The sequence below is a fragment of the Streptomyces sp. NPDC093546 genome (assembly GCF_044765045.1).
In the GTDB taxonomy this organism is placed as follows: domain Bacteria; phylum Actinomycetota; class Actinomycetes; order Streptomycetales; family Streptomycetaceae; genus Streptomyces.
Genome location: NZ_JBIWJG010000016.1, coordinates 148,260 through 167,828, shown reverse-complemented (window position 1 = coordinate 167,828; position 19,569 = coordinate 148,260). Strand labels below are relative to the sequence as shown.

The following is a 19,569-nucleotide window of genomic DNA, read 5'->3' as shown; positions in this document are numbered from 1 at the left end:
ACGCGACCGTGTGGGACGCCAGGGCCAGGCCCGGCAGCTCGTCACGGAGGTTCTCCATGATCCGCGTGTACGGCACGGAGGCGCCCAGACGGACGGTGTCCTGGCCTACGTGCCACTCCTGGAGCTCGGCGATACGGCCCAGGTCCAGGAGGTACTGGGGGCGGCGGTGGTCGAAGTTGATCTCGACCATGACATCGGTGCCACCCGCGATCGGTACCGCGGTGGGGTGCTCTGCCTTCGCGGCGAGCGCCTCCGCCCAGTCGGCGGGGCGAAGAAATTCCATGAGCGGCTCTCCTCGGTGGTCTTCTCGGAGTTGTTCGGGTGAGTCGTTCGTCCGGGCGTCGTTGCGCCGTTGCGCCGTTGCGTCGCTTCGAGGGAAGGGCCCGAAGTCGCTCTCGGCCGCACCCGCAGAAGTAGACAGCGCGGCGACTGGGGCGAGACAGTCACCGAACGCTCAGAAGCGGCTTCCCCGTCGCCTGTGGACGACCGTGCTTTCCCACCACCCCGTCCCGGTGAACTGCGGTCATTCCGGCCCCACATGCGCCGCTGCGTGAGAGAGTGACGATCATGCGGCTACGCGAACTCCTGGGCGTCGAGGAGCTGGGACTGCTTCTCCTCGTGGGCCCGGACGCCGACGACGGCGTCCTCGACCGAGCCATACGCGCCGTCCCGACCATCGACCTGGCCGACCCCGGCCGATTCCTCACCGGCGGTGAACTCGTCCTCACCGGGCTCGCCTGGTGGCAGCGGGACGGAGACGCCGATCCCTTCGTGCGCATCCTCGACCGCGCGGGCGTCACGGCCCTCGCCGCCGGCGAGGTCGAGCACGGGTACGTCCCGGACGACGTCGTACGCGCCTGCCGGCGCCACGGCCTGCCCCTCATCGCCGTACGGCCCGAGACGTCGTTCACCGCGATCACCGAGCACGTCCTGCGCCGTCTGCAGCGCCGGCCCGTCGGCGACCTCGCCGCCGTGGTCGAACGCCACCGGCGGCTCCTCACCGACCAGGGCGCCCCGGATTCCGTACTGGAGCTGCTGCGCAGCAGCCTCGGCCTCGACGTGCGGGTCCTCTCGGCGACGGGACGTCAGATCGCCGGCGCACAGCCTCCGTTGCGTGCCAAGACGGCGGTGGCGCTGGCCGCGAGGTACCTCGCCGCGCGCCGCGCGGGCGAGGCGGCTCCCCACCGGGTCGCGCTCGGCGACCGGCTCTACTCGCTCGTGCCCGTACGCGACGCCGCGCCGCCGTCGGCGGCGGGGGCGGGGGCGGCGTCGACCGCGGGCGAGCATGCCACCGAGCTGGGTGACTGGCTGCTCGTGGTGGACGCCGACACGTCGGCGTGGCCCGCGGGGGACGGGGATCTCCTCGACCGGATCGTCGAGTTGGTCGCCGACGCGCGGTCCGCGCACCACCAGGAGAAGGCGGTGCTCAGCGACCTCGCCCGCCGGATCCTGGATCTGCTGTACAGCCACGTCCCACCCGACGAGTGGCCCGTCCGGCTGCGCAGCACCGCGCACTGCGTCGTCACCCGGCGCGACCGCTGGCAGCGCTGCCAGTTCGTGGTGGCCGAGGGAGAGTGGGACGCGACCCGCCCCATCCCCGCCGCGGCCCTGCGCGTCCTGCTGGAGGAGGCCCTCATCCAGGAGGACGGCCCGGTCCCAGTACCGCCGGAGGACGTCGCCGGCACCGTCGACGCCGAGCAGGCCGTCCTCCTCGTACGGCTGCCCGAGCGCCCGGACGCACCCCGCGAACCGGTCCTCGACTGCCCCGCCCTCCAACGAAGACTCACCGCGGTGCTCACCCGCTGGCTCGGCCCCACGGGCAGCGTCTCGATCGGCGTCAGCTCCCCGGTGCCCGCGCCCGGGAACGCGCGCCGCGCGCTCGACCAGGCCCGTACCGCGCTGCGGGTCGCCGCCGACGGCCCCGACCGCGTGACCGTACGCGGCCCCGACGACCTCACCTCACACATCCTGGCGCTGCTGCCCCTCATTCCGGCCGAGACCCGGCACGCCTTCGCCACCCGGCTCCTCGGCCCCCTGCGCGACCACGACAGCCGCCACCGGACCGACCTGCTGCCCACGCTGGAGGCGTTCCTCGACTGCGACGCCTCCTGGACCCGGTGCGCCGCCCGGCTCCGCCTCCACGTCAACTCGCTGCGCCACCGCATCGCCCGCATCGAGCACCTCACCGGCCGGGACCTGGCCCGGCTCGAGACCAGGCTGGACTTCCTCGCGGCCCTGAGGGCGGGTTGAGTGGCCGGCGGCGCGACCATCGCACCGGTTCCGGTGACCGTCTGCTCAGATGTAGCCGTTCTCAACTGCCCGCTGGCCCAGTTGGAAGCGGCTCTGGGCGTCGAGTTTCTCCATCAGCTCCGAGATCAGGCGCCGCTCGCTGCGCAGGGAGATGCCCAGGCGGCGGGCCGCGGCCTCGTCCGTGTAGCCCCGCGCCAGCAGGCGGAGCAGTTCGCGGGGCTGTGAGCCGGGGTCTTCCAGGCTGCGCCGGGGGGCCTCGCCGAAGGGGACGGCCGAGGCCCACACCGATTCGAACAGTGCGAGGAACGCCGCCACCGCGCCGGGCTGGCGCAGGAGCACCGCGCCCGCCGTGCTGTCGGCCGGGTCGATCGGCACCATCGCCAGCTCCCGGTCCTTGATCCACAGCCGCATGGGCAGCGCCGGCACGGTGCGGACCTCCGCGCCGTGTTCGGTGAGCCACTGGGCGTGCTCCAGGGTGCCCGGGGCGTTGCGGATGGAGTCCAGGTACACCGAGCGCATCCGCACGCCGCGTGCCAGCGGCTCCGCGCTGGTCCCCTTGCTCGCCGCCAGGACCGCCGGGGTCTGCGCACCGCCGGGCACGAAGGCCAGGGACTCCTTGTGCATGGTGGGCACCAGGTCGGCCATCCGGGCCTGCACCGCCTCGATGCCGCGGAGTTGCTCGACCTCCGGCTCCTCGTCGCCGCCGTGCCGCGCGGCGTACTGGGCGAGCAGCATCTCGGCGGCGGCCTGGCTGCGGGCCAGGGTGCGGTTCCGCTCGGCTATCTCGGCCTGCTGGAACGCGAGCAGCGTGTCGAGCGCGGCCTTGGGGTTCACGACGTACAGCCGGCCGTTGTCCGGCCCGTCCGACGTGAGCAGTTCGAGGCGCGTCAGCTCCTGAAGCGCCTCGTCCAACGCCTGTGCCGAGCCTCCGAATTCCTCTGCGGCCTCCGCCGCGTCGCACCCCGGCTGGGCCAGGACGAACCGGTAGAGCCGGTCGGCCCCTTCCGTGAGACCGAACGGAGTCAGCACGTGGACAGCTCCCCCACACAAGACACAGCGCTGAGCGGGCGGTACGAACCTGTGTCACGGTCGCTGCCCTGAGTTGTACGGACCCCGTTGTCCTCCGGCGCGGCCCCGTCGCTGTTGTCCATCCGCGCCGGAAGGCAGTGTCGGCCACGAACCACGGTAATGCAACGCGTTGTCCAACCGGCGGACGTACCGGCCAGGGGTGACACGGTTGTGCCGGGGCGGTTCGTGCCAGGCGATCTCCCTGTCGGCGCGCGCTGTGCGACGGCAGTATCAGTGCCGCCGGGGAACACCGGCAGTCACGAGCCGTCACACTGCGAATAGGGGATTCCGCATGTTCCGCGCCGCCGTCACCGCCACCTTCACCGCCGTCGCCCTCACCCTCGTCGCCCTGGGTGGCGCGACCGCCGCCGCGGCCCAGCAGAACGGCCCCGTCCTCGCGACCACCGCCTCGGCCACGGGCGGCACGACCACCACGACGACCAACGAGCCCATCTGGGGCTGACTCCCCCGGACTTCGCCGCGACGGCCCAAGGCCACCGCACCCCCTGCCGGGTGCGGTGGCCTTGGGCCGTCGCGGTCCACCACGCGGCCTGTCCTCGTCACTGCTCGTGGAAGTACACCGGCACCGCGTCCGGCAGGACCGTCCCGGCCGGGACGAGGCGCTCGTCCTCCTCGGCCCAGACCGGCAGCCGGGACTCCTGGTCCACGGCGATGCCCAACTCCCCGGCGAGTAACGCGGACCAGCCGGGCATCAGCGGCGCCGCCGCCACCGTGAACGCGGCGAGCAGCTCGACGTGGGCGGCCAGCCCCGGCGCGTACTCCTGCCCGGGCCCGGCGTCACGGAGCATCCGCAGCCGGTGTACGTCGACCACCGCCCTCTCCACGGCGGTCGCCAGGGCCTCCGCGGCGCGCAGCGGCGAGTACGCCTCGGCTCCGAGCGCGTCCGCGATCCGCAGGGTCAGGTCACGCCTCTCGACGGCCATCGGGCCGGCCGGCGCGGCACCGGGGACGGCGCTGCCGAAGTCCTCGGCGAGCAGGTCCAGTACGGTGTCGGTCCACGTCTCCAGCCCGCCGGCCAGCACGGTGGCGACGGTGTCGGCGTACTCGCCCAGGGAGAAGTCGCCCTCCGCCCGCTCGGCGGCGGTGAGGCAGAGGTGGAAGCGCAGGGCGTCGGCGTTCGTCCGGCGCAGGAACGCGCCGCCCCACACGGCACCCGACTCCATGCCCCTCGGCTGGACGGCCTCGCTGACCACCACCTGGCCGGGCAGGCCGAGCGTGCCCTCGGCGAGAAGCAGCGCGGGCCACAGCACGGTGTGGAGGAAGAGCTGGTCGACACCGGTGAAGGCGACGATCCGGGCCTCCGGGTCGGACCACAGCTGCGGCGCCCCGCCGGCCTGGTCGCCGTCGTACGCCTCCGCGATCCGCTCGCCGTACGCCTCCGCCAGCCGCTCGGTGGCCGCGACGAGCCCCCAGATGCCGCTGAACCCCGTGTCGAGGACGTGCTCCTCCCAGCCGGGCAGCGGCACCGGGATGCCGTGGCCCGCCTTCCGGCTGACCGGGACGGCGGGCAGCTCGTCGGCGAGCAGCCGGTCCACGAAGGTGCGGGCCCGGGGCCGCCACTCGGCCTCGCCCCGTGCCTTGTCGTGGTACGCCGCGAGCTGCTCGCGGTAGCGCTCCAGCGGGAAGGCGATCCGGCGCTGGGGGACGGTGTCGGGCACCGCCCCGCAGACGGCGCACCGCGGGTCGGCGAGCCGCACCGGGTCCTGCGGGAGCCCGCAGGACCCGCAGTACCCGCCGTCGGCGGGTGCCGCGCAGTGCCCGCACCTGCCGCGCACATCCGCCTCGTGCAGATACCGGCCGCCGCAGGGACCGCAGCGGAAGACCGGAAGCTCCCGCACCTCCAGTACGCCCGCCTCCCACAGTCCGAGGAAGAAGCGGCGTACCGCGTGGGCGTGCGCGGTGTCGGTGAGCGGTCGGGTGAACCAGTCGGGGCGCATCGCGCCCAGAGCGAGGGTGTCCCCCATCCGGTCGCCGACGACCCTGGCGAGGGCGTGCGGCGTGACGCCGGACTCGGCGGCGCGGGACGCCACCCGGGTGGAGTGCTCGTCGCAGTAGCCGACGTACCGCACGTGGTGGCCCCGCTGGCGCAGATGGCGGCTGAGCACATCGGCGCCGAGGAAGGAGCCTGCGAGCAGGCCGAGGTGCGGGTCGGCGTCGGGGCTCGGCGGAGCACTGGTGACGACGTACGTGTTCATGGCAGGCGATTCCCGGGGAGACGCGGCAGACGGGGGGCGGTAGGAGCGCTGAGGCGGCGACTCATCGCGCGCCGAGCGCTGCCTCTTCGCGCAGCTGCGGCAGCGAGACGAGGTCCAGAGCCGTCTCCAGCTCGGCCAGGGTGCTGTCCTCCTCCGCCTGCGGCGGCAGTACCTGGAGGCGCGCGTACCGCGCGGCGTCGGGGACCTGGTCCCGGCGGACGACGCGATGGTGCTCCTGCAGCGACCGGACCTCTCCAGGGAGGCTCCGGAACGCCGCTATGCCTTGGACGGCGGCGGCGAGTGCCTGGACCGTGGTCAGGCACGGGACGCCGCGGGCGACGGCGGCGGTGCGGATCTCGTAGCCGTCGAGACGGCCGCCGGTGCCGTAGGGGGTGTTGACGATCAGGTCGACCTCACCGTCGTGGATGAGGCGCACGATGGTCTTCTCCCCGCCCGGCCCTTCGCCCTCGGACTGCTTGCGCACGACGGTGGCGTTGATGCCGTTGCGCTTGAGGACCTCGGCGGTGCCGGAGGTGGCCAGCAGCTCGAAACCGTGCGCGACCAGCTCACGCGCCGGGAAGATCATCGACCGCTTGTCCCGGTTGGCCACCGAGATGAACGCCCGCCCCTTGGTCGGCAGCGGACCATACGCGCCGGCCTGCGACTTCGCGTAAGCGGTGCCGAAGACGGCGTCGATGCCCATGACCTCACCGGTCGAGCGCATCTCCGGACCCAGGACGGTGTCCACACCCTGGCCCTGGACGTCGCGGAAGCGCGACCACGGCATCACGGCCTCCTTGACGGAGATCGGCGCGTCCAGCGGCAGGGTGCCACCGTCGCCGGTCTTCGGCAGCAGTCCCTCGGCGCGCAGCTCGGCGATCGTCGCTCCGAGGGAGATGCGGGCGGCGGCCTTCGCCAACGGCACCGCGGTCGCCTTGGAGGTGAAGGGCACCGTGCGCGAGGCGCGGGGGTTGGCTTCCAGGACGTAGAGGATGTCGCCGGCCATCGCGAACTGGATGTTGATCAGCCCGCGTACGCCGACGCCGCGCGCGATGGCTTCGGTGGAGGCGCGCAGGCGCTTGATGTCATGCCCGCCCAGGGTGATGGGGGGCAGGGCGCAGGCGGAGTCACCGGAGTGGATACCGGCTTCCTCGATGTGCTCCATCACGCCGCCGAGGTAGAGCTCGGTGCCGTCGTACAGCGCGTCGACATCGATCTCGATCGCATCGTCCAGGAAGCGGTCGACCAGGACCGGGTGGTCGTCGATGAGCCCGGCGTGCTGCTCCAGGTAGGTGGCCAGCGACGGCTCGTCGTAGACGATCTGCATGCCGCGCCCGCCGAGCACGTACGACGGACGGACCATCACCGGGTAGCCGATACCGGCGGCGATCCGCGCGGCGTCCTCGAAGGAGAACGCGGTGCCGTACTGGGGCGCGGGCAGCCCGGCCTCGTCCAGGACGCGGCCGAACGCGCCGCGGTCCTCGGCGGCGTGGATGGCTTCCGGGGAGGTGCCGACGACGGGTACGCCGTTGTCCTTCAGCGCCTGGGCCAGACCGAGGGGGGTCTGGCCGCCGAGCTGGACCACGACACCGGCGATGGGGCCGGCGAGGGACTCGGCGTGGACGATCTCCAGCACGTCCTCGAGCGTCAGCGGCTCGAAGTACAGGCGGTCGGAGGTGTCGTAGTCGGTCGAGACGGTCTCGGGGTTGCAGTTGACCATGACCGTCTCGTAGCCCGCCTCCGACAGGGCGAAGGAGGCGTGGACGCAGGAGTAGTCGAACTCAATGCCCTGCCCGATGCGGTTCGGGCCCGAGCCCAGGATGATCACGGCGGGCTTCTCGCGCGGCGCGACCTCGCTCTCCTCGTCGTAGGAGGAGTAGAAGTACGGCGTCTTCGCCGCGAACTCGGCGGCGCAGGTGTCGACCGTCTTGTAGACCGGGCGGACGCCAAGCGCGTGGCGGACCTCGCGGACGACGTCTTCGCGCAGGCCGCGGATCTCGGCGATCTGGGCGTCGGAGAAGCCGTGGCGCTTCGCGTACGCAAGCAGGGACGGGGTGAGCTCCGGGGCCTTGGCGATCTCGTCAGCGATCTCCTTGATCAGGAACAACTGGTCCACAAACCACGGGTCGATCTTCGTCGCGTCAAAGACCTCCTCCGGGGTGGCACCCGCACGGATCGCCTGCATGACCGTGTTGATCCGGCCGTCAGTAGGCCGCTGGGCCTCCTGAAGAAGGGCGGCACACTCTCCCGGCTCCCCCACGAACGTGAACTGGCTGCCCTTCTTCTCCAGCGACCGCAGCGCCTTCTGCAGCGCCTCGGTGAAGTTCCGGCCAATCGCCATCGCCTCGCCGACCGACTTCATCGTGGTCGTCAGCGTCGAGTCAGCCGACGGGAACTTCTCGAACGCGAACCGCGGCGCCTTGACGACGACGTAGTCGAGCGTCGGCTCGAAGGACGCCGGGGTCTTCTCCGTGATGTCGTTCGGGATCTCGTCCAGGGTGTAGCCGACGGCGAGACGGGCCGCGATCTTCGCGATCGGGAAACCAGTCGCCTTCGACGCCAGCGCGGAGGAGCGCGAGACGCGCGGGTTCATCTCGATGACGATGACCCGGCCATCGACCGGGTTGACGGCGAACTGGATGTTGCAGCCACCGGTGTCGACACCGACCTCGCGGATGATCGCGATACCGACATCACGCAAGATCTGGTACTCGCGGTCGGTCAGGGTCATCGCCGGGGCGACGGTGATCGAGTCACCCGTGTGCACGCCCATCGGGTCGAAGTTCTCAATCGAGCACACGACCACGACGTTGTCGTGCTTGTCGCGCATCAGCTCCAGCTCGTACTCCTTCCAGCCGAGGATGGACTCCTCCAGGAGCACCTCGGTGGTCGGCGAGAGGGTCAGGCCCTGCCCGGCGATGCGGCGCAGTTCTTCTTCGTTGTGGGCGAAGCCGGAGCCGGCGCCGCCCATGGTGAAGGAGGGGCGGACAACGACGGGGTAGCCGCCGAGGGTGTCGACGCCCTTGAGGACGTCGTCCATGGAGTGGCAGATCACCGAGCGGGCCGACTCACCGTGCCCGATCTTCTTCCGGACCTCTTCCACGACGCCCTTGAACAGGTCGCGGTCCTCGCCCTTGTGGATGGCCTCCACGTTGGCGCCGATCAGCTCGACGCCGTACTTCTCCAGCACACCCTGCTCGTGCATGGAGATGGCGGTGTTGAGCGCGGTCTGACCACCGAGGGTGGGCAGGAGGGCGTCGGGGCGTTCCTTGGCGATGATCTTCTCGACGAACTCGGGGGTGATCGGTTCGACGTAGGTGGCGTCGGCGATCTCCGGGTCGGTCATGATCGTCGCGGGGTTGGAGTTGACCAGGATGACCCGCAGGCCCTCCGCCTTCAGCACGCGGCACGCCTGGGTGCCGGAATAGTCGAACTCGGCGGCCTGGCCGATCACGATCGGGCCGGAGCCGATGACCAGGACGGACTGGATATCGGTGCGCTTAGGCACGCTCGGCCTCCATCAGGGATACAAAACGGTCGAACAGATACGCGGCGTCGTGCGGTCCGGCAGCCGCCTCCGGGTGGTACTGCACACTGAAAGCCGGCTGGTCCAGCAGCTGCAGGCCCTCCACCACGTTGTCGTTCAAACACACGTGGGAAACCTCAGCCCGGCCGAAGGGAGTGTCGGACGGCTTGTCCAGCGGCGCGTCCACGGCGAAGCCGTGGTTGTGCGCGGTCACCTCGACCTTCCCCGTCGTACGGTCCTGCACCGGCTGATTGACCCCGCGGTGCCCGTACTTCAACTTGTAAGTGCCAAACCCCAGCGCCCGGCCCAGAATCTGGTTACCGAAGCAGATACCGAACAACGGCGTCTTCCGCTCCAACACCGCCCGCATCAAAGCCACCGGATGGTCGGCGGTAGCAGGGTCACCGGGGCCGTTGGAGAAGAACACACCATCCGGACTGACCGCGTACACATCCTCCGCGGTCGCGGTGGCGGGCAGCACATGCACCTCGATGCCACGCTCGGCCATCCGATGCGGGGTCATCCCCTTGATACCGAGATCGATCGCGGCGACAGTGAACCTCTTCTCACCGATCGCCGGCACGACATACGGCTCACTCGTCGCCACCTCGGCCGACAGGTTCGCGCCCTTCATCTGCGGCTGCGCCAGCACCCTGGCCAGCATGTCGGCGTCCCCGACGATCGCGTCACCGGAGAAAATGCCCACCCGCATGGCGCCGCGCTCCCGCAGATGCCGGGTCAGAGCACGGGTGTCGATGCCGCTGATACCCACCACACCCTGAGCCGCGAGCTCCTCGTCCAGCGTCCGCTTCGCCCGCCAGCTCGACGTGACACGGGCAGGATCCCGCACCACATAACCCGACACCCAGATCCTCTTCGACTCCGGGTCCTCGTCATTCACACCCGTGTTACCGACGTGCGGCGCCGTCATCACCACCACCTGCCGGTGATACGACGGATCGGTCAGCGTCTCCTGATAACCGGTCATACCGGTGTTGAAAACCGCCTCACCAAACGTCTCCCCCACCGCGCCGTAAGCCCGCCCCCGGAAACTCCGCCCGTCCTCCAGAACAAGCACCGCGGCCGTGGACGTACCGGATCCGGCTCCCTCCCATGCCACCACGTCAGATCACTCCATTGACAAGAATCATGTAGAGCGCGACGCCCCCACCAATGGACAGCAGCGCGTTGTCCGTCTTCCAGTACATGACCGCCGCCAAAGAGAGTGAGACCAGCTTCGGCAGTCCGTACGGATAGGCGGTCACGTCGAGGTCCTTGATGGTGTACGCCACCAGCAGCACCATCACGCCGGTCGGCATCTTCTCGCCGAGGTAGCGCAGGTAACCGTTCGCGGCCAGCTTCCCGAGGACGACGAAAGGAGCCGCCCGGAGCGCCACGGTCACCAGGGCGATCACGCCGACGACGGCGAAGGCGTGCATATCGGAGAGGGTGTTCACTTCGCCTGCTCCTTTTCCTTCTTGTACATAGCGCTGATGACGACCACGTAGAGCAGCAGGCTCACGATGAGGAAGGACTCCTCGATCACATAGCGGTCCACGAAGTAGCCGATCGCTCCGGCGCCCAGGGCGAGCAGGACGAGCGTCGCGCTCCTGCTCGTACGCACCGCGTTGACCGCGAGGGTCAGGAACATGGCGGTGAGGGCGAACTCGAAGCCCTTGACGCTCTCCGGGATCACCTGGCCGAGCAGTGCGCCGAGCAGCGCGCCGAGGAACCACCACACGTGGCTGACCACCTGCAGGATGGTGATCTGCCGGCCGGTCAGGTGGGATCCGGGGCCGGCCGAGGTGATGCCGTAGGTCTCGTCGGTCAGGGCGAAGACGCCGTACGTCTTCTGAACGCGTCCGCGCAGCCGGTCGATCGGGAAGGACAGGCCGTAGAAGATGTGCCGGAAGTTCACGATCAGCGACGTGAAAGCGACCTGGTAGAGCGGCAGTCCGGCCACCATGAAGCCGACTGCGAGGAATTCGATGGACCCGGCGTAGATCAGCAGGGTGGAGAGCGGTGCCCAGTACCAGTTGATACCGCTCGCGGTCAGCAGGACGCCGAATGCCACCCCCAGGGGTATGTACGCCATGGCGACCGGCACGGTGAGGCGGACGGCCTCTCCGGTGCCTCCCTTGGGCTGCTGCTGGTCTGTCCGTTCTGTCGGGGGCGGCGATGCGCGCATGATCTCTCCTGCGAGTTCGTGTTCGTGGGGGCCCGGGCAGCCGGGGGGAGAGGGTTCGGTGTGGGCCCTCTCCCCCCGGCAGCCGGCGGGGCTCAGACCGCTGACGGGGTGGGGGCGGTCCAGTAACTGGCGGCCTTCGGGTCCACGCTGCGGGCGAGCGGGTCGCGGACTGCCTTCGTGATCAGGCCGATCGGGGTGATCACCAGGTAGTAGACGATGGCCAGTAGTACGGTACGCACGGCTCGCACGTCCTTTCTGTCGTTTGCCGGTTGCGGTTGCAGCTGTCGGTTCTCGGCGGTCGGTCAGTCGAGGGGGATCTCGTCGCGCCAGTCCGTCTCCTCCTGCCAGACCGGCTGGTCCTCCTTGCGCAGCAGGAAGTTGCCGACGGCGAGGCGGTCGATGTTGGTCCGCATGAAGCAGGCGTACGCCTCGGCGGGGCTGGCGACGATCGGTTCGCCGCGCACGTTGAAGGAGGTGTTGACCAGTACGGGGCAGCCGGTCTGGTCCTTGAACTCGGTCAGCAGGCGGTGGTACGGGGCGTTCCGCTCGGGGGTGACGGTCTGCACCCGGGCCGAGTGGTCGACGTGGGTGACGGCCGGGATGGTGGAGCGCTGCACCTTGAGCAGGTCGAGTCCGCTGATGTCGGCGTCGCCCCCGCCGGTCTCGATCCGCTGGGCGGGAGAGACGCCGGTGACCACCAGCATGTACGGGCTCTCCTGGTGGAGCTCGAAGTAGTCCTTGGCGTCCTCGGCGAGCACCGAGGGGGCGAAGGGCCGGAACGACTCCCGGAACTTGATCTTGAGGTTCATGGCGGACTGCATCACCGGGTCGCGCGGGTCGCCGATGATCGAGCGGGCGCCCAGCGCCCGGGGCCCGAACTCCATCCGGCCCTGGAACCAACCGACGATCTTCCCCTGCGCCAGCTCCGCCGCGGTCTGGCGGGCCAGCTCCTCGGGGGTGAGTCGGGTGTACGGGATGTTCTCGCCGTCCAGGTAGGCGGCGATCGCCTCGTCGTCGAACTCGGGGCCGAGCAGCGAGCCGGACATACCGTCCGTGCCGTTGCCCAGGTGGCTGCGCGGGGCGCCGCGGTCGGAGGCGACGGCGAGGGCCGCGCCGAGCGCGCCACCGGCGTCGCCGGCCGCGGGCTGGACCCACACCTCGTCGAAGATGCCGGCGTTGATGACCTTTCCGTTGGAGACGCAGTTGAGCGCCACACCGCCGGCCATGACGAGGTTGCGCTCACCCGTGACCTCGCGGGCGTGCTTCGCCAGCAGCAGGACGACCTCTTCGGTGACCTGCTGCACCGAGGCGGCGAGGTCGAACTCGCGCTCTGTGAGCGGGCCTTCCGGGCGTCGGCGGGGGCCGCCGAAGAGCTGCTCGAAGCCGCGGCCCGTCATCACCTGGCCGCGCAGGTACTCGAAGTAGTCCATGTCGAGCCGGAAGGAGCCGTCCGGCTTGATGTCGATCAGCTTCTCGCGGATCAGCTGGGCGTAGCGGGGCTTGCCGTAGGGGGCGAGGCCCATCAGCTTGTACTCGCCCGAGTCGACCTTGAAGCCGCAGAAGTACGTGAACGCCGAGTACAGCAGCCCGAGGGAGTGCGGGAAGCGGATCTCGGAGACCGCGTCCAACTGCGTGCCACGGCCGTGCCACAGCGTGGTGGTGGCCCATTCGCCGACCCCGTCGATGCACAGCACGGCGGCGGATTCGTACGGGCTCGGGTAGAACGCCGAGGCGGCGTGCGACTCGTGGTGCCGCCGGACGTGGAGCTCGGGGACCCGGCCCAGGCCCAGGGCGGCCAGCTCGTCGCGGACCACGTCCGCGGTGCGGCGCTTCCACTTCAGCCAGGCGGGGAGGGTCTCCCGGAAGGAGGGGAAGCCGTTCGGCGCGGCGCCGGCGAAGGTGGTGAGGACGCGGCGCCACTTCAGCTCCGGGTCCTCGTAGTAGGCGACGGCGGAGACGTCGTCGAGCGTGACGCCCGCCTCGTCCAGGCAGTACCGGATGGCTTTGGCGGGGAAGGCGGAGTCGTGCCGGATGCGGCTGAACCGCTCCTCCTGGGCGGCGGCCACGGGGACGCCGTCGACGATCAGGGCAGCCGCACTGTCGTGGTAGTAGGCGGCTATGCCCAGGATCAGATCGGGCATGGGAGAACTCCTAGGGGAGGGGGTGGGGAGGTGCGTCGGTGGGTGCGGGAGGCCCGCAGGGAGACCGGCAGGTCAGCGCAGGCAGGCGCAAGCCGAGTCAGCGGGCCTTGCCCGCGGAGCGCATGGCGCGGCGTCCGGCCTGGCGGGCGCGGAAGCCCGTCGGCGGGTTGAGCGAGCGGTAACCGGTGCGTACGCGCGCCCAGGCGGCGTCCAGCGCGCCCGCGCCCTGGGAGGCCGTGATGGACGAGAGGTAGGTGTCGATGGCGTCGGCGGCCCACGCCGAGTGGCCCGTCGCCACGTTGTCCACCGTGTTGTGGATGTCGACGAAGCGGGTGCTGAACCCGTACTTCTTCAGCGCCAGCCGGGCCCGCCGGTAGGTGCCGCCGACGCCGGAGAGCTCCATCGCCAGGTTCAGCCCGAGCACCTCCGGCATGAAGGTCTGCGGGAATCGCCCGATGCTCAGCCAGTACACCGGCAGTTCGAAGGAGGAGTCCCGGAAGCCTTCCCACTCCGCGAACGCGCGGGCGCTGGTGGGCGGCAGGTCGAAGCCCATCTCGGTGAGGACCTCGCGGTAGATGAGCGGGTGGTTCAGGTCGGCCTCGCCGTTGCCCAGCTCGTCCCAGTACGTGTCGAAGAGGGAGTGCCCGATCTCCGACGAGGCGTGCTCGTAGTCGGTGAAGCCCATGATCCAGGCTCCGTCGATCAGGGTCAGCGGGGCGAGCTGCACGGTGGAGTCGACGAGCGCCTCGCGGCTGGGCAGCTCCTCCTCGGTGCCCTGTTCGAACGCCTCGCTGTGCCGGTCGTGCATGTCGACCAGCCACGGCCGCAGCCCTCGCGGCGTCCACCGCTGCGGCAGCGGCATCTCCGCGTCGTCCATGCCGTGCCGCGACCGGCCCAGCCAGCCGTGCGCGTACTCGCGGGCCCAGGCGCGTACGGCAGGCGTGTCGGTGCGGTTCAGCAGCAGGTGGTACGCCTCCCGCAGGTCCGCCGGGGGCCGCCCGTCGGACTCGGCCCGCCACGCGCCCAGCCCCAGCGGGCGGGACGGGGCGAGGGCGGCGCCGCCCTCGGGGGTGCCGTCCGCGGGCCCGGGCAGGGAGCCGATCCACCGGCGTACCACGTCCAGGTCCTCGGGCGAGAACACCCGGAACATCTGACCGTTCTCCCCCACCAGGCCGTTCACCAGCAGGCTCTGCCCGGGGTTGCCCGGCCGCACCAGGCGGCTGCGGGACAGCGCCCCCAGCATGGGCCGCGGGTCGGTCTGGCAGTCCTTCAGCCAGTCGGCGAGCGGCCGCCCCTCCAGGGGGAAGGAGTGGTGGTACACCGCGCCCTCGCGGGCCCGCTGCCGCATCAGTTCGGCCATCTCGAACGCCGGGTCGCAGGCCGCGACCAGTTCGTCGTGCAGCCGCTGCGTCCACTCCCGCAGGGCCGCCAGCGCCCAGCGGAAGCCGGTGCCGACGCGGGTGCGGGCGTCGTCGCCGTCCCGCGCCACCACCCGCTGTACGGCGGTCAGCGCCAGCTCCGCGCCGCTGGGCCCCGTACCGCGCGGGGCGGCGGGGTCGACGAGCTCCCAGCGGGTGACCGTCGGCTGCTCGGCCCGTACCAGCGTCAGCGCCGGCAGCAGACCGACCGACCGCAGGCACAGGTCGGCGCCGAGGATCTCCGGCAGGAAGTCGTCCGGGCGCCGGCTCATGGCGAGCAGCAGGGCCGGCAGCCGGAAGTGGCCGTCGTCCAGGCGCTGGTCCGCCGCGAGCCGGCCGGCGGGCACGGCGTTCTCCGATACGCCCAGGTGCCGCAGCACCGGCAGGTAGGCGTCGCCGCGCGAGGCGCGCGGGTCGCCGACGCCCAGGTCGGACGCGTACAGCGCGAGCACGCTCAGGACGGCGGGGTCGTCGCCGTTGCCCGGTGAGCTCAGCCACTGCAGCCAGGCGCCGGACATCAGCGCGAGCGGTGCGCAGGCCAGCGCGGTCCGCCGGACGAGCACGGCTCGGGTGCCGGGGTCGAGCGGGCCGAGCAGCTCCTGGAACCGCAGGGTCTCCGTCGCCGACCAGTCGGCCGCCCGCTGCCGCAGCTCGTCCAGCGTGCCGTCGGGGTCCTGGGTGCCGGCGAGCTCTCCACGGATCTCGGCCGGCAGACGGCCCGCGGGCAGGGCCGCCTCGGGGTCCACGGCTCGGCCGTAGACGGTCCTGGCGGATTCGGCGATGGTGGTGTCCGGGCCGCTGGGGCGGGGCGGTGCCGCGGCCACGGTGGGCGCTGCCACGTCGTTCCTCTCTCTCGGGTGCTGGGGGATTCGGGGGTTCGGGGGCTGGGGTGCTGTGGCGCTGGGGGTGATCAGGCGCGGTGTCAGAACATCGGGTAGATGGAGGCGTCGTTCTTCGGCTTCGGCTTGCGGCCGAGCAGCTTGTTGATGAGGTTGCGCAGGAAGGTCATGGCTGTGTCCTTTGAGGTGATGGTGGAGAGCTAGTTGAGGCCGAGCTTGTCGGCGAGGAGGCCCGCGACGAGGTCGTGGCCCTCGTCGGTGAAGTGGATGCGGTCGACGAAGAGCCAGTCGTCCTTGCCGATCGCGTCGGCGATGACCGGGTTGCTGTCGAGGTAGCGCACACCCATCTGCTCGCAGCCGGCCTGGAGGGCCTTGGAGTACGTCTCGCGGGCGTCCATCGACGAGATGTCGCCGTACACCGCGCCGAAGTTCGAGATGCTGTCGAGCTCCTCGAAGATCAGCTTCTCCTGCGGGGCGGGCTCCTCGCGGACCCAGGTGGCCAGCGGCTGCAGCACGAAGGTCAGCTTCGCGCCCATGCCCTCGGCCAGCAGCCGCCAGCTGTCCAGGTGGCGCAGCGTCAGCTCGGAGCCGATGTCGATCTGCTCCGCCAGGTCGGGGACCCGGGTGTCGACGGGCTCGGGCGCCTGCTGGCGGCGGCCGCCGAACAGACCGCGTCCCGCGGACGCCTTGCGGGACCGGGCGCGCAGCTCCTCCATCTGGCCGTAGAAGTCGTTGCAGTTGAAGAAGGCGCCGCTGTCACCGCGGATGGAGGAGGGGAGCCGGCTCAGGCCGAGGTCGTTGAAGCCGGAGAACAGCACGATCTCGTCGACCTGCGGGAGCAGGTGCCGGTAGAGGGTGAACAGCAGCAGTTCCTGCGTGGAGTTGTGGCTGCGGCCGGCGAAGTTGAGCCACGGCACGGACGGGGCGTGCTTGCTCCACAGCCGGGAGGGCAGGGTGTGGCGGTCGGCGCTGGCGCCGATGCCGAACGACGTGGAGCTGCCGGCGAACAGCCGGACCGGCCCCTCGGGGAGCGGGCCGCCGACCGAGGCGGTCTGGCCGTCCGGTCCGTGGGAGAGGCGGAAGCCGAGCCGGTCGGTGTTGACGACCTCGGAACGGTGGTCGGCGGCGTGGAAGTACATGAGGTACGGCATCCAGCGGACGTCGCCGCGGTCGTCGAACTTCTCGGCGTACTGCAGCATCTGCGGGGTGAGGGTCGCGCGTGCGGACATGGACGGGTGCTCCTTTGCGGTGGTGCGGTGCGGGCAACGGGTGAGGGGGAAGTGCAGCCGGGGAGGCCCGGGGTGAGCGGGCTCAGTCCAGCGCCTGAGCGAAGTCGGCCTTCAGGTCGTCGAGGTGCTCGAGGCCGACGGCGATGCGGACCGTGCCCTCCGTGATGCCGATGGCGCGCAGCCCCTCGGCGTCCATCGAGCGGTGGGAGGTGGCCGAGGGCTGCTGCACGAGGGTCTTGAAACCGCCGAGGGAGACGGCGCGGTCGACGAGCCGCAGCCGCCGGGTGAACTCGAGGGTCTCCTTGCGCCCGCCCGCGACGTCGATGGCCAGCACCCCGCCGTACCCGTCGGGCAGCAGGCGCCGCGCCAGCTCGTGGCCCGGGTGGTCGGGGAGTCCGGGCCAGTGGACCTTGGCCACCTTGGGGTGGCCGGACAGGAACAGCGCGAGGCCGTCGGCGTTCTCGTGGTGGCGGCGCATGCGCAGGCCCAGCGTGGCCAGGCCGCGCAGGGTCAGCCAGGCGGCGAACGGATCGGCGATGGTGCCGGTCTCCAGCGAGCGCGACCACACCTCGCGGTGGAGGGCCGCGTCGGCGAAGGACGCGATGCCGCCGAGGACGTCGCAGTGGCCGGAGAGGAACTTGGTGGAGGAGTGCACCACCACGTCGGCCCCCAGCGAGATCGGCCGGCAGCCGATCGGCGAGGCGAAGGTGTTGTCGACGACGCAGGTCAGGCCGGCGGCCTTGCCGGCGGCGAAGAAGGCGGGCAGGTCGGTGACCTGGGCGGTGGGGTTGGAGAGGGTCTCCAGGTACAGGACCTTGGTGGTCGGCCGCAGGGCCTCGGTGACCTCCGCCGCGTCCCGGCCGTCGATGTACGTGACCTCGACGCCGTAGCGTGCGGCGAGGTCCCGCAGGAGGGCGAACGTCCCGCCGTACAGGTGCTTCTGGACGATGATGTGGTCGCCGCTGCCGAGCAGGGTGTGCAGCACCGTGTGGATCGCGCCCATGCCGCTCGAGGTGGCGAGGCTGGCGGCCGCGCCCTCCAGCGAGGAGACGGCGTTCTCCAGGGCGCGCACCGTGGGGTTGGAGTTGCGCAGATAGGCGAACGATCCGGGGCTGTTGATGGCTTCGGCCAGCTCTTCGGGGTTGTCGTAGCCGAAGTTGGCGGTCTGGTAGAGCGGCGTGTTCAGCGGCCGGGCCCCACCCAGATCTGGGATCCCTACATGGATCGCCTGGGTCTCCGGATGCAGCTGTGTCGGCACGGTGTTCCTCTCGGTGTACGGCGCTCGACCAGGTGCTTTCGAGCGGCTCGGTGTACTGCGGCGAACTCAGCTTCACCGGGGCCGGGCCGTCTGTCACCGCTTCTCGGGTGCCACGAAAATGCATGGCACGGGTGTGCCACCGCCGCCCCCCGGAATCGGGAAAAGACCTTGTCGGCACGGGTGTTGCGGCAGTTTCGTGCGTTGCACTTTCGTGCCGGGGAAGAAGCGTGGCGCGGCCCGGTGCGGCGACGGAGGATGGGTGCCCAGGATGGGTGCCCGTCCCCCACGAACGCCGAGGAGAGGCAGTACGTCGATGAACACGGCAGAACCGGTGCGCGAGCTCACGGTCGTCCGCGCGGAGCCGGAGGCAGCAGGGGTCCTGGGGATCACGCTGGCGGATCCGGGCGGCGGGCCGCTTCCGGACTGGGAGCCCGGGGCGCACATCGATGTCGTACTGCCGTCGGGGACGGTCCGCTCGTACTCGCTGTGCGGCCGGCCGGAGGACCGCGACGCCTACCGCATCGCGGTCCTGCGCGTCCCGGACGGCCGGGGCGGGTCGGAGGAGCTCCATACGACGCCCCTGGTCGGCAGCAGGCTGACGGTGCGCGGCCCGCGCAACCGCTTCCCGCTCGTCCCGGCCCCCCGGTACGTGTTCATCGCGGGCGGCATCGGCATCACGCCCCTCCTGCCCATGCTCCGCGAGCTGGCCGCGCGCCCGGGCGCCCCGTCCTGGTCACTGCTGTACGGCGGCCGCTCCCTGGACACCATGGCCTTCCATGCGGAGGTGACCGCCCTGCGCGGTGGAGAGGTCACCCTGTGGCCGCAGGACAGCCACGGCCTGCCCGACCTCGACCGCACGCTGACCGGCCTGCCGCCGGACACGGTGGTCTACTGCTGCGGCCCCGACGGCCTGCTCGAAGCGGTACGCACCCGCACCGAACGCCTCCTGCCACCGGGCGCGCTGCACCTGGAACGCTTCCAGCCGGCGGCTCCGGCCACCCCGCCCGCGTCCGACGGCGCCTTCGAGGTGGAACTGCGCCGCACCGGCCTCACCCTGCGGGTGCCGGCCGACCGGAGCCTGCTGGACGTGGTCCGCGAAGCGGTTCCGGGAGTGCCGTACTCCTGCGAGCAGGGCATGTGCGGCACCTGCGAGACCAAGGTGCTCGCCGGCACCCCGGAGCACCACGACGTCCTGCTCACCGACGAGGAGCGGGAGGCCGGCAACACGATGATGATCTGCGTGGGCCGGGCCGAGAGCAGCCGGCTGGTCCTGGACCTGTAGGCCCGGGCATCTCGGCACCAGCACCGCCCCGGCACGGGAAGGGCCAGGGGCCCGACCCGGGAGGGGTCGGATCCCTGCTGGCCTGCGATCTTGCACGATCAGTGACGCGGTGGCGCGTCAGCCGCTACACGTTGACGTGCGGAATGCCTCAAGG

14 protein-coding genes and 1 pseudogene are annotated in these 19,569 nt (G+C 71.1%); 3 read left to right on the top strand and 12 right to left on the bottom strand.

All coding sequences use genetic code 11. From position 1 onward, the window contains the following. The coding region (locus ACIRNI_RS28045; RefSeq protein ID WP_403555541.1) for an FAD binding domain-containing protein at nucleotides 1–283 on the bottom strand (283 nt) is incomplete at its 3' end. Between the two features lie 284 nt (nucleotides 284–567). Here ACIRNI_RS28045 and ACIRNI_RS28040 point away from each other — a divergent pair. Beyond that, on the top strand, nucleotides 568–2,250 hold the full coding sequence (locus tag ACIRNI_RS28040; protein ID WP_403555539.1) for a PucR family transcriptional regulator: 1,683 nt from the start codon (nucleotides 568–570) through the stop codon (nucleotides 2,248–2,250). A gap of 45 nt (nucleotides 2,251–2,295) precedes the next feature. Here the strand turns inward: ACIRNI_RS28040 and ACIRNI_RS28035 are convergent, their stop codons facing one another. Next, nucleotides 2,296–3,279 (bottom strand): DUF6879 family protein, encoded by a 984-nt coding sequence (locus ACIRNI_RS28035; RefSeq protein WP_403555537.1) that lies wholly within the window; start codon nucleotides 3,277–3,279, stop codon nucleotides 2,296–2,298. Nucleotides 3,280–3,610: 331 nt separating this feature from the next. On the opposite strand from ACIRNI_RS28035, the gene ACIRNI_RS28030 reads away from it, so the two are divergent. Next, on the top strand, nucleotides 3,611–3,781 hold the full coding sequence (locus ACIRNI_RS28030) for a hypothetical protein (RefSeq protein WP_403555535.1): 171 nt from the start codon (nucleotides 3,611–3,613) through the stop codon (nucleotides 3,779–3,781). A 97-nt stretch (nucleotides 3,782–3,878) separates the two neighbouring features. On the opposite strand, the gene ACIRNI_RS28025 is transcribed toward ACIRNI_RS28030, so the two are convergent. The 10 genes and pseudogenes from ACIRNI_RS28025 to ACIRNI_RS27980 form a co-directional block, all read right to left on the bottom strand. Then, entirely contained in the window at nucleotides 3,879–5,534 is a 1,656-nt protein-coding gene (locus ACIRNI_RS28025; RefSeq protein ID WP_403555534.1) for a class I tRNA ligase family protein, read from the bottom strand. A 208-nt stretch (nucleotides 5,535–5,742) separates the two neighbouring features. Next, nucleotides 5,743–9,042 (bottom strand): annotated as a pseudogene (gene carB / locus ACIRNI_RS28020) (carbamoyl-phosphate synthase large subunit); the annotation flags it as partial. Continuing rightward, entirely contained in the window at nucleotides 9,035–10,180 is a 1,146-nt protein-coding gene (gene carA, locus ACIRNI_RS28015; protein ID WP_403555555.1) for a glutamine-hydrolyzing carbamoyl-phosphate synthase small subunit, read from the bottom strand. The gene carA and the pseudogene carB, both read right to left, overlap by 8 nt. A 4-nt stretch (nucleotides 10,181–10,184) precedes the next feature. Next, nucleotides 10,185–10,517, bottom strand: a complete 333-nt coding sequence (locus tag ACIRNI_RS28010; RefSeq protein ID WP_355367680.1) for an AzlD domain-containing protein — start codon at nucleotides 10,515–10,517, stop codon at nucleotides 10,185–10,187. Next, entirely contained in the window at nucleotides 10,514–11,248 is a 735-nt protein-coding gene (locus ACIRNI_RS28005) for an AzlC family ABC transporter permease (RefSeq protein WP_355367683.1), read from the bottom strand. Before ACIRNI_RS28005 ends, ACIRNI_RS28010 begins: the two co-directional genes overlap by 4 nt. A 92-nt stretch (nucleotides 11,249–11,340) precedes the next feature. After that, the gene (locus ACIRNI_RS28000) at nucleotides 11,341–11,487 is read right to left on the bottom strand and encodes a hypothetical protein (protein WP_403555531.1); all 147 of its coding nucleotides are present in this window, start codon (nucleotides 11,485–11,487) and stop codon (nucleotides 11,341–11,343) included. Nucleotides 11,488–11,550: 63 nt separating this feature from the next. Beyond that, nucleotides 11,551–13,389: a carbamoyltransferase gene (locus ACIRNI_RS27995; RefSeq protein WP_403555529.1), complete on the bottom strand. Its 1,839-nt coding sequence runs from the start codon at nucleotides 13,387–13,389 to the stop codon at nucleotides 11,551–11,553. Nucleotides 13,390–13,486: 97 nt separating this feature from the next. Further along, complete coding sequence (locus tag ACIRNI_RS27990; RefSeq protein WP_403555527.1) at nucleotides 13,487–15,646, bottom strand: iron-containing redox enzyme family protein; 2,160 nt, start codon at nucleotides 15,644–15,646, stop codon at nucleotides 13,487–13,489. A gap of 200 nt (nucleotides 15,647–15,846) precedes the next feature. Then, entirely contained in the window at nucleotides 15,847–16,875 is a 1,029-nt protein-coding gene (locus tag ACIRNI_RS27985) for an SGNH/GDSL hydrolase family protein (RefSeq protein WP_403555525.1), read from the bottom strand. A gap of 82 nt (nucleotides 16,876–16,957) precedes the next feature. Next, the gene (locus ACIRNI_RS27980) at nucleotides 16,958–18,133 is read right to left on the bottom strand and encodes a trans-sulfuration enzyme family protein (protein ID WP_403555523.1); all 1,176 of its coding nucleotides are present in this window, start codon (nucleotides 18,131–18,133) and stop codon (nucleotides 16,958–16,960) included. Nucleotides 18,134–18,446: 313 nt separating this feature from the next. Here ACIRNI_RS27980 and ACIRNI_RS27975 point away from each other — a divergent pair, with 313 nt between their 5' ends. Continuing rightward, the gene (locus ACIRNI_RS27975) at nucleotides 18,447–19,415 is read left to right on the top strand and encodes a PDR/VanB family oxidoreductase (protein WP_403555521.1); all 969 of its coding nucleotides are present in this window, start codon (nucleotides 18,447–18,449) and stop codon (nucleotides 19,413–19,415) included. The last annotated feature ends 154 nt before the right edge of the window (nucleotides 19,416–19,569 follow it).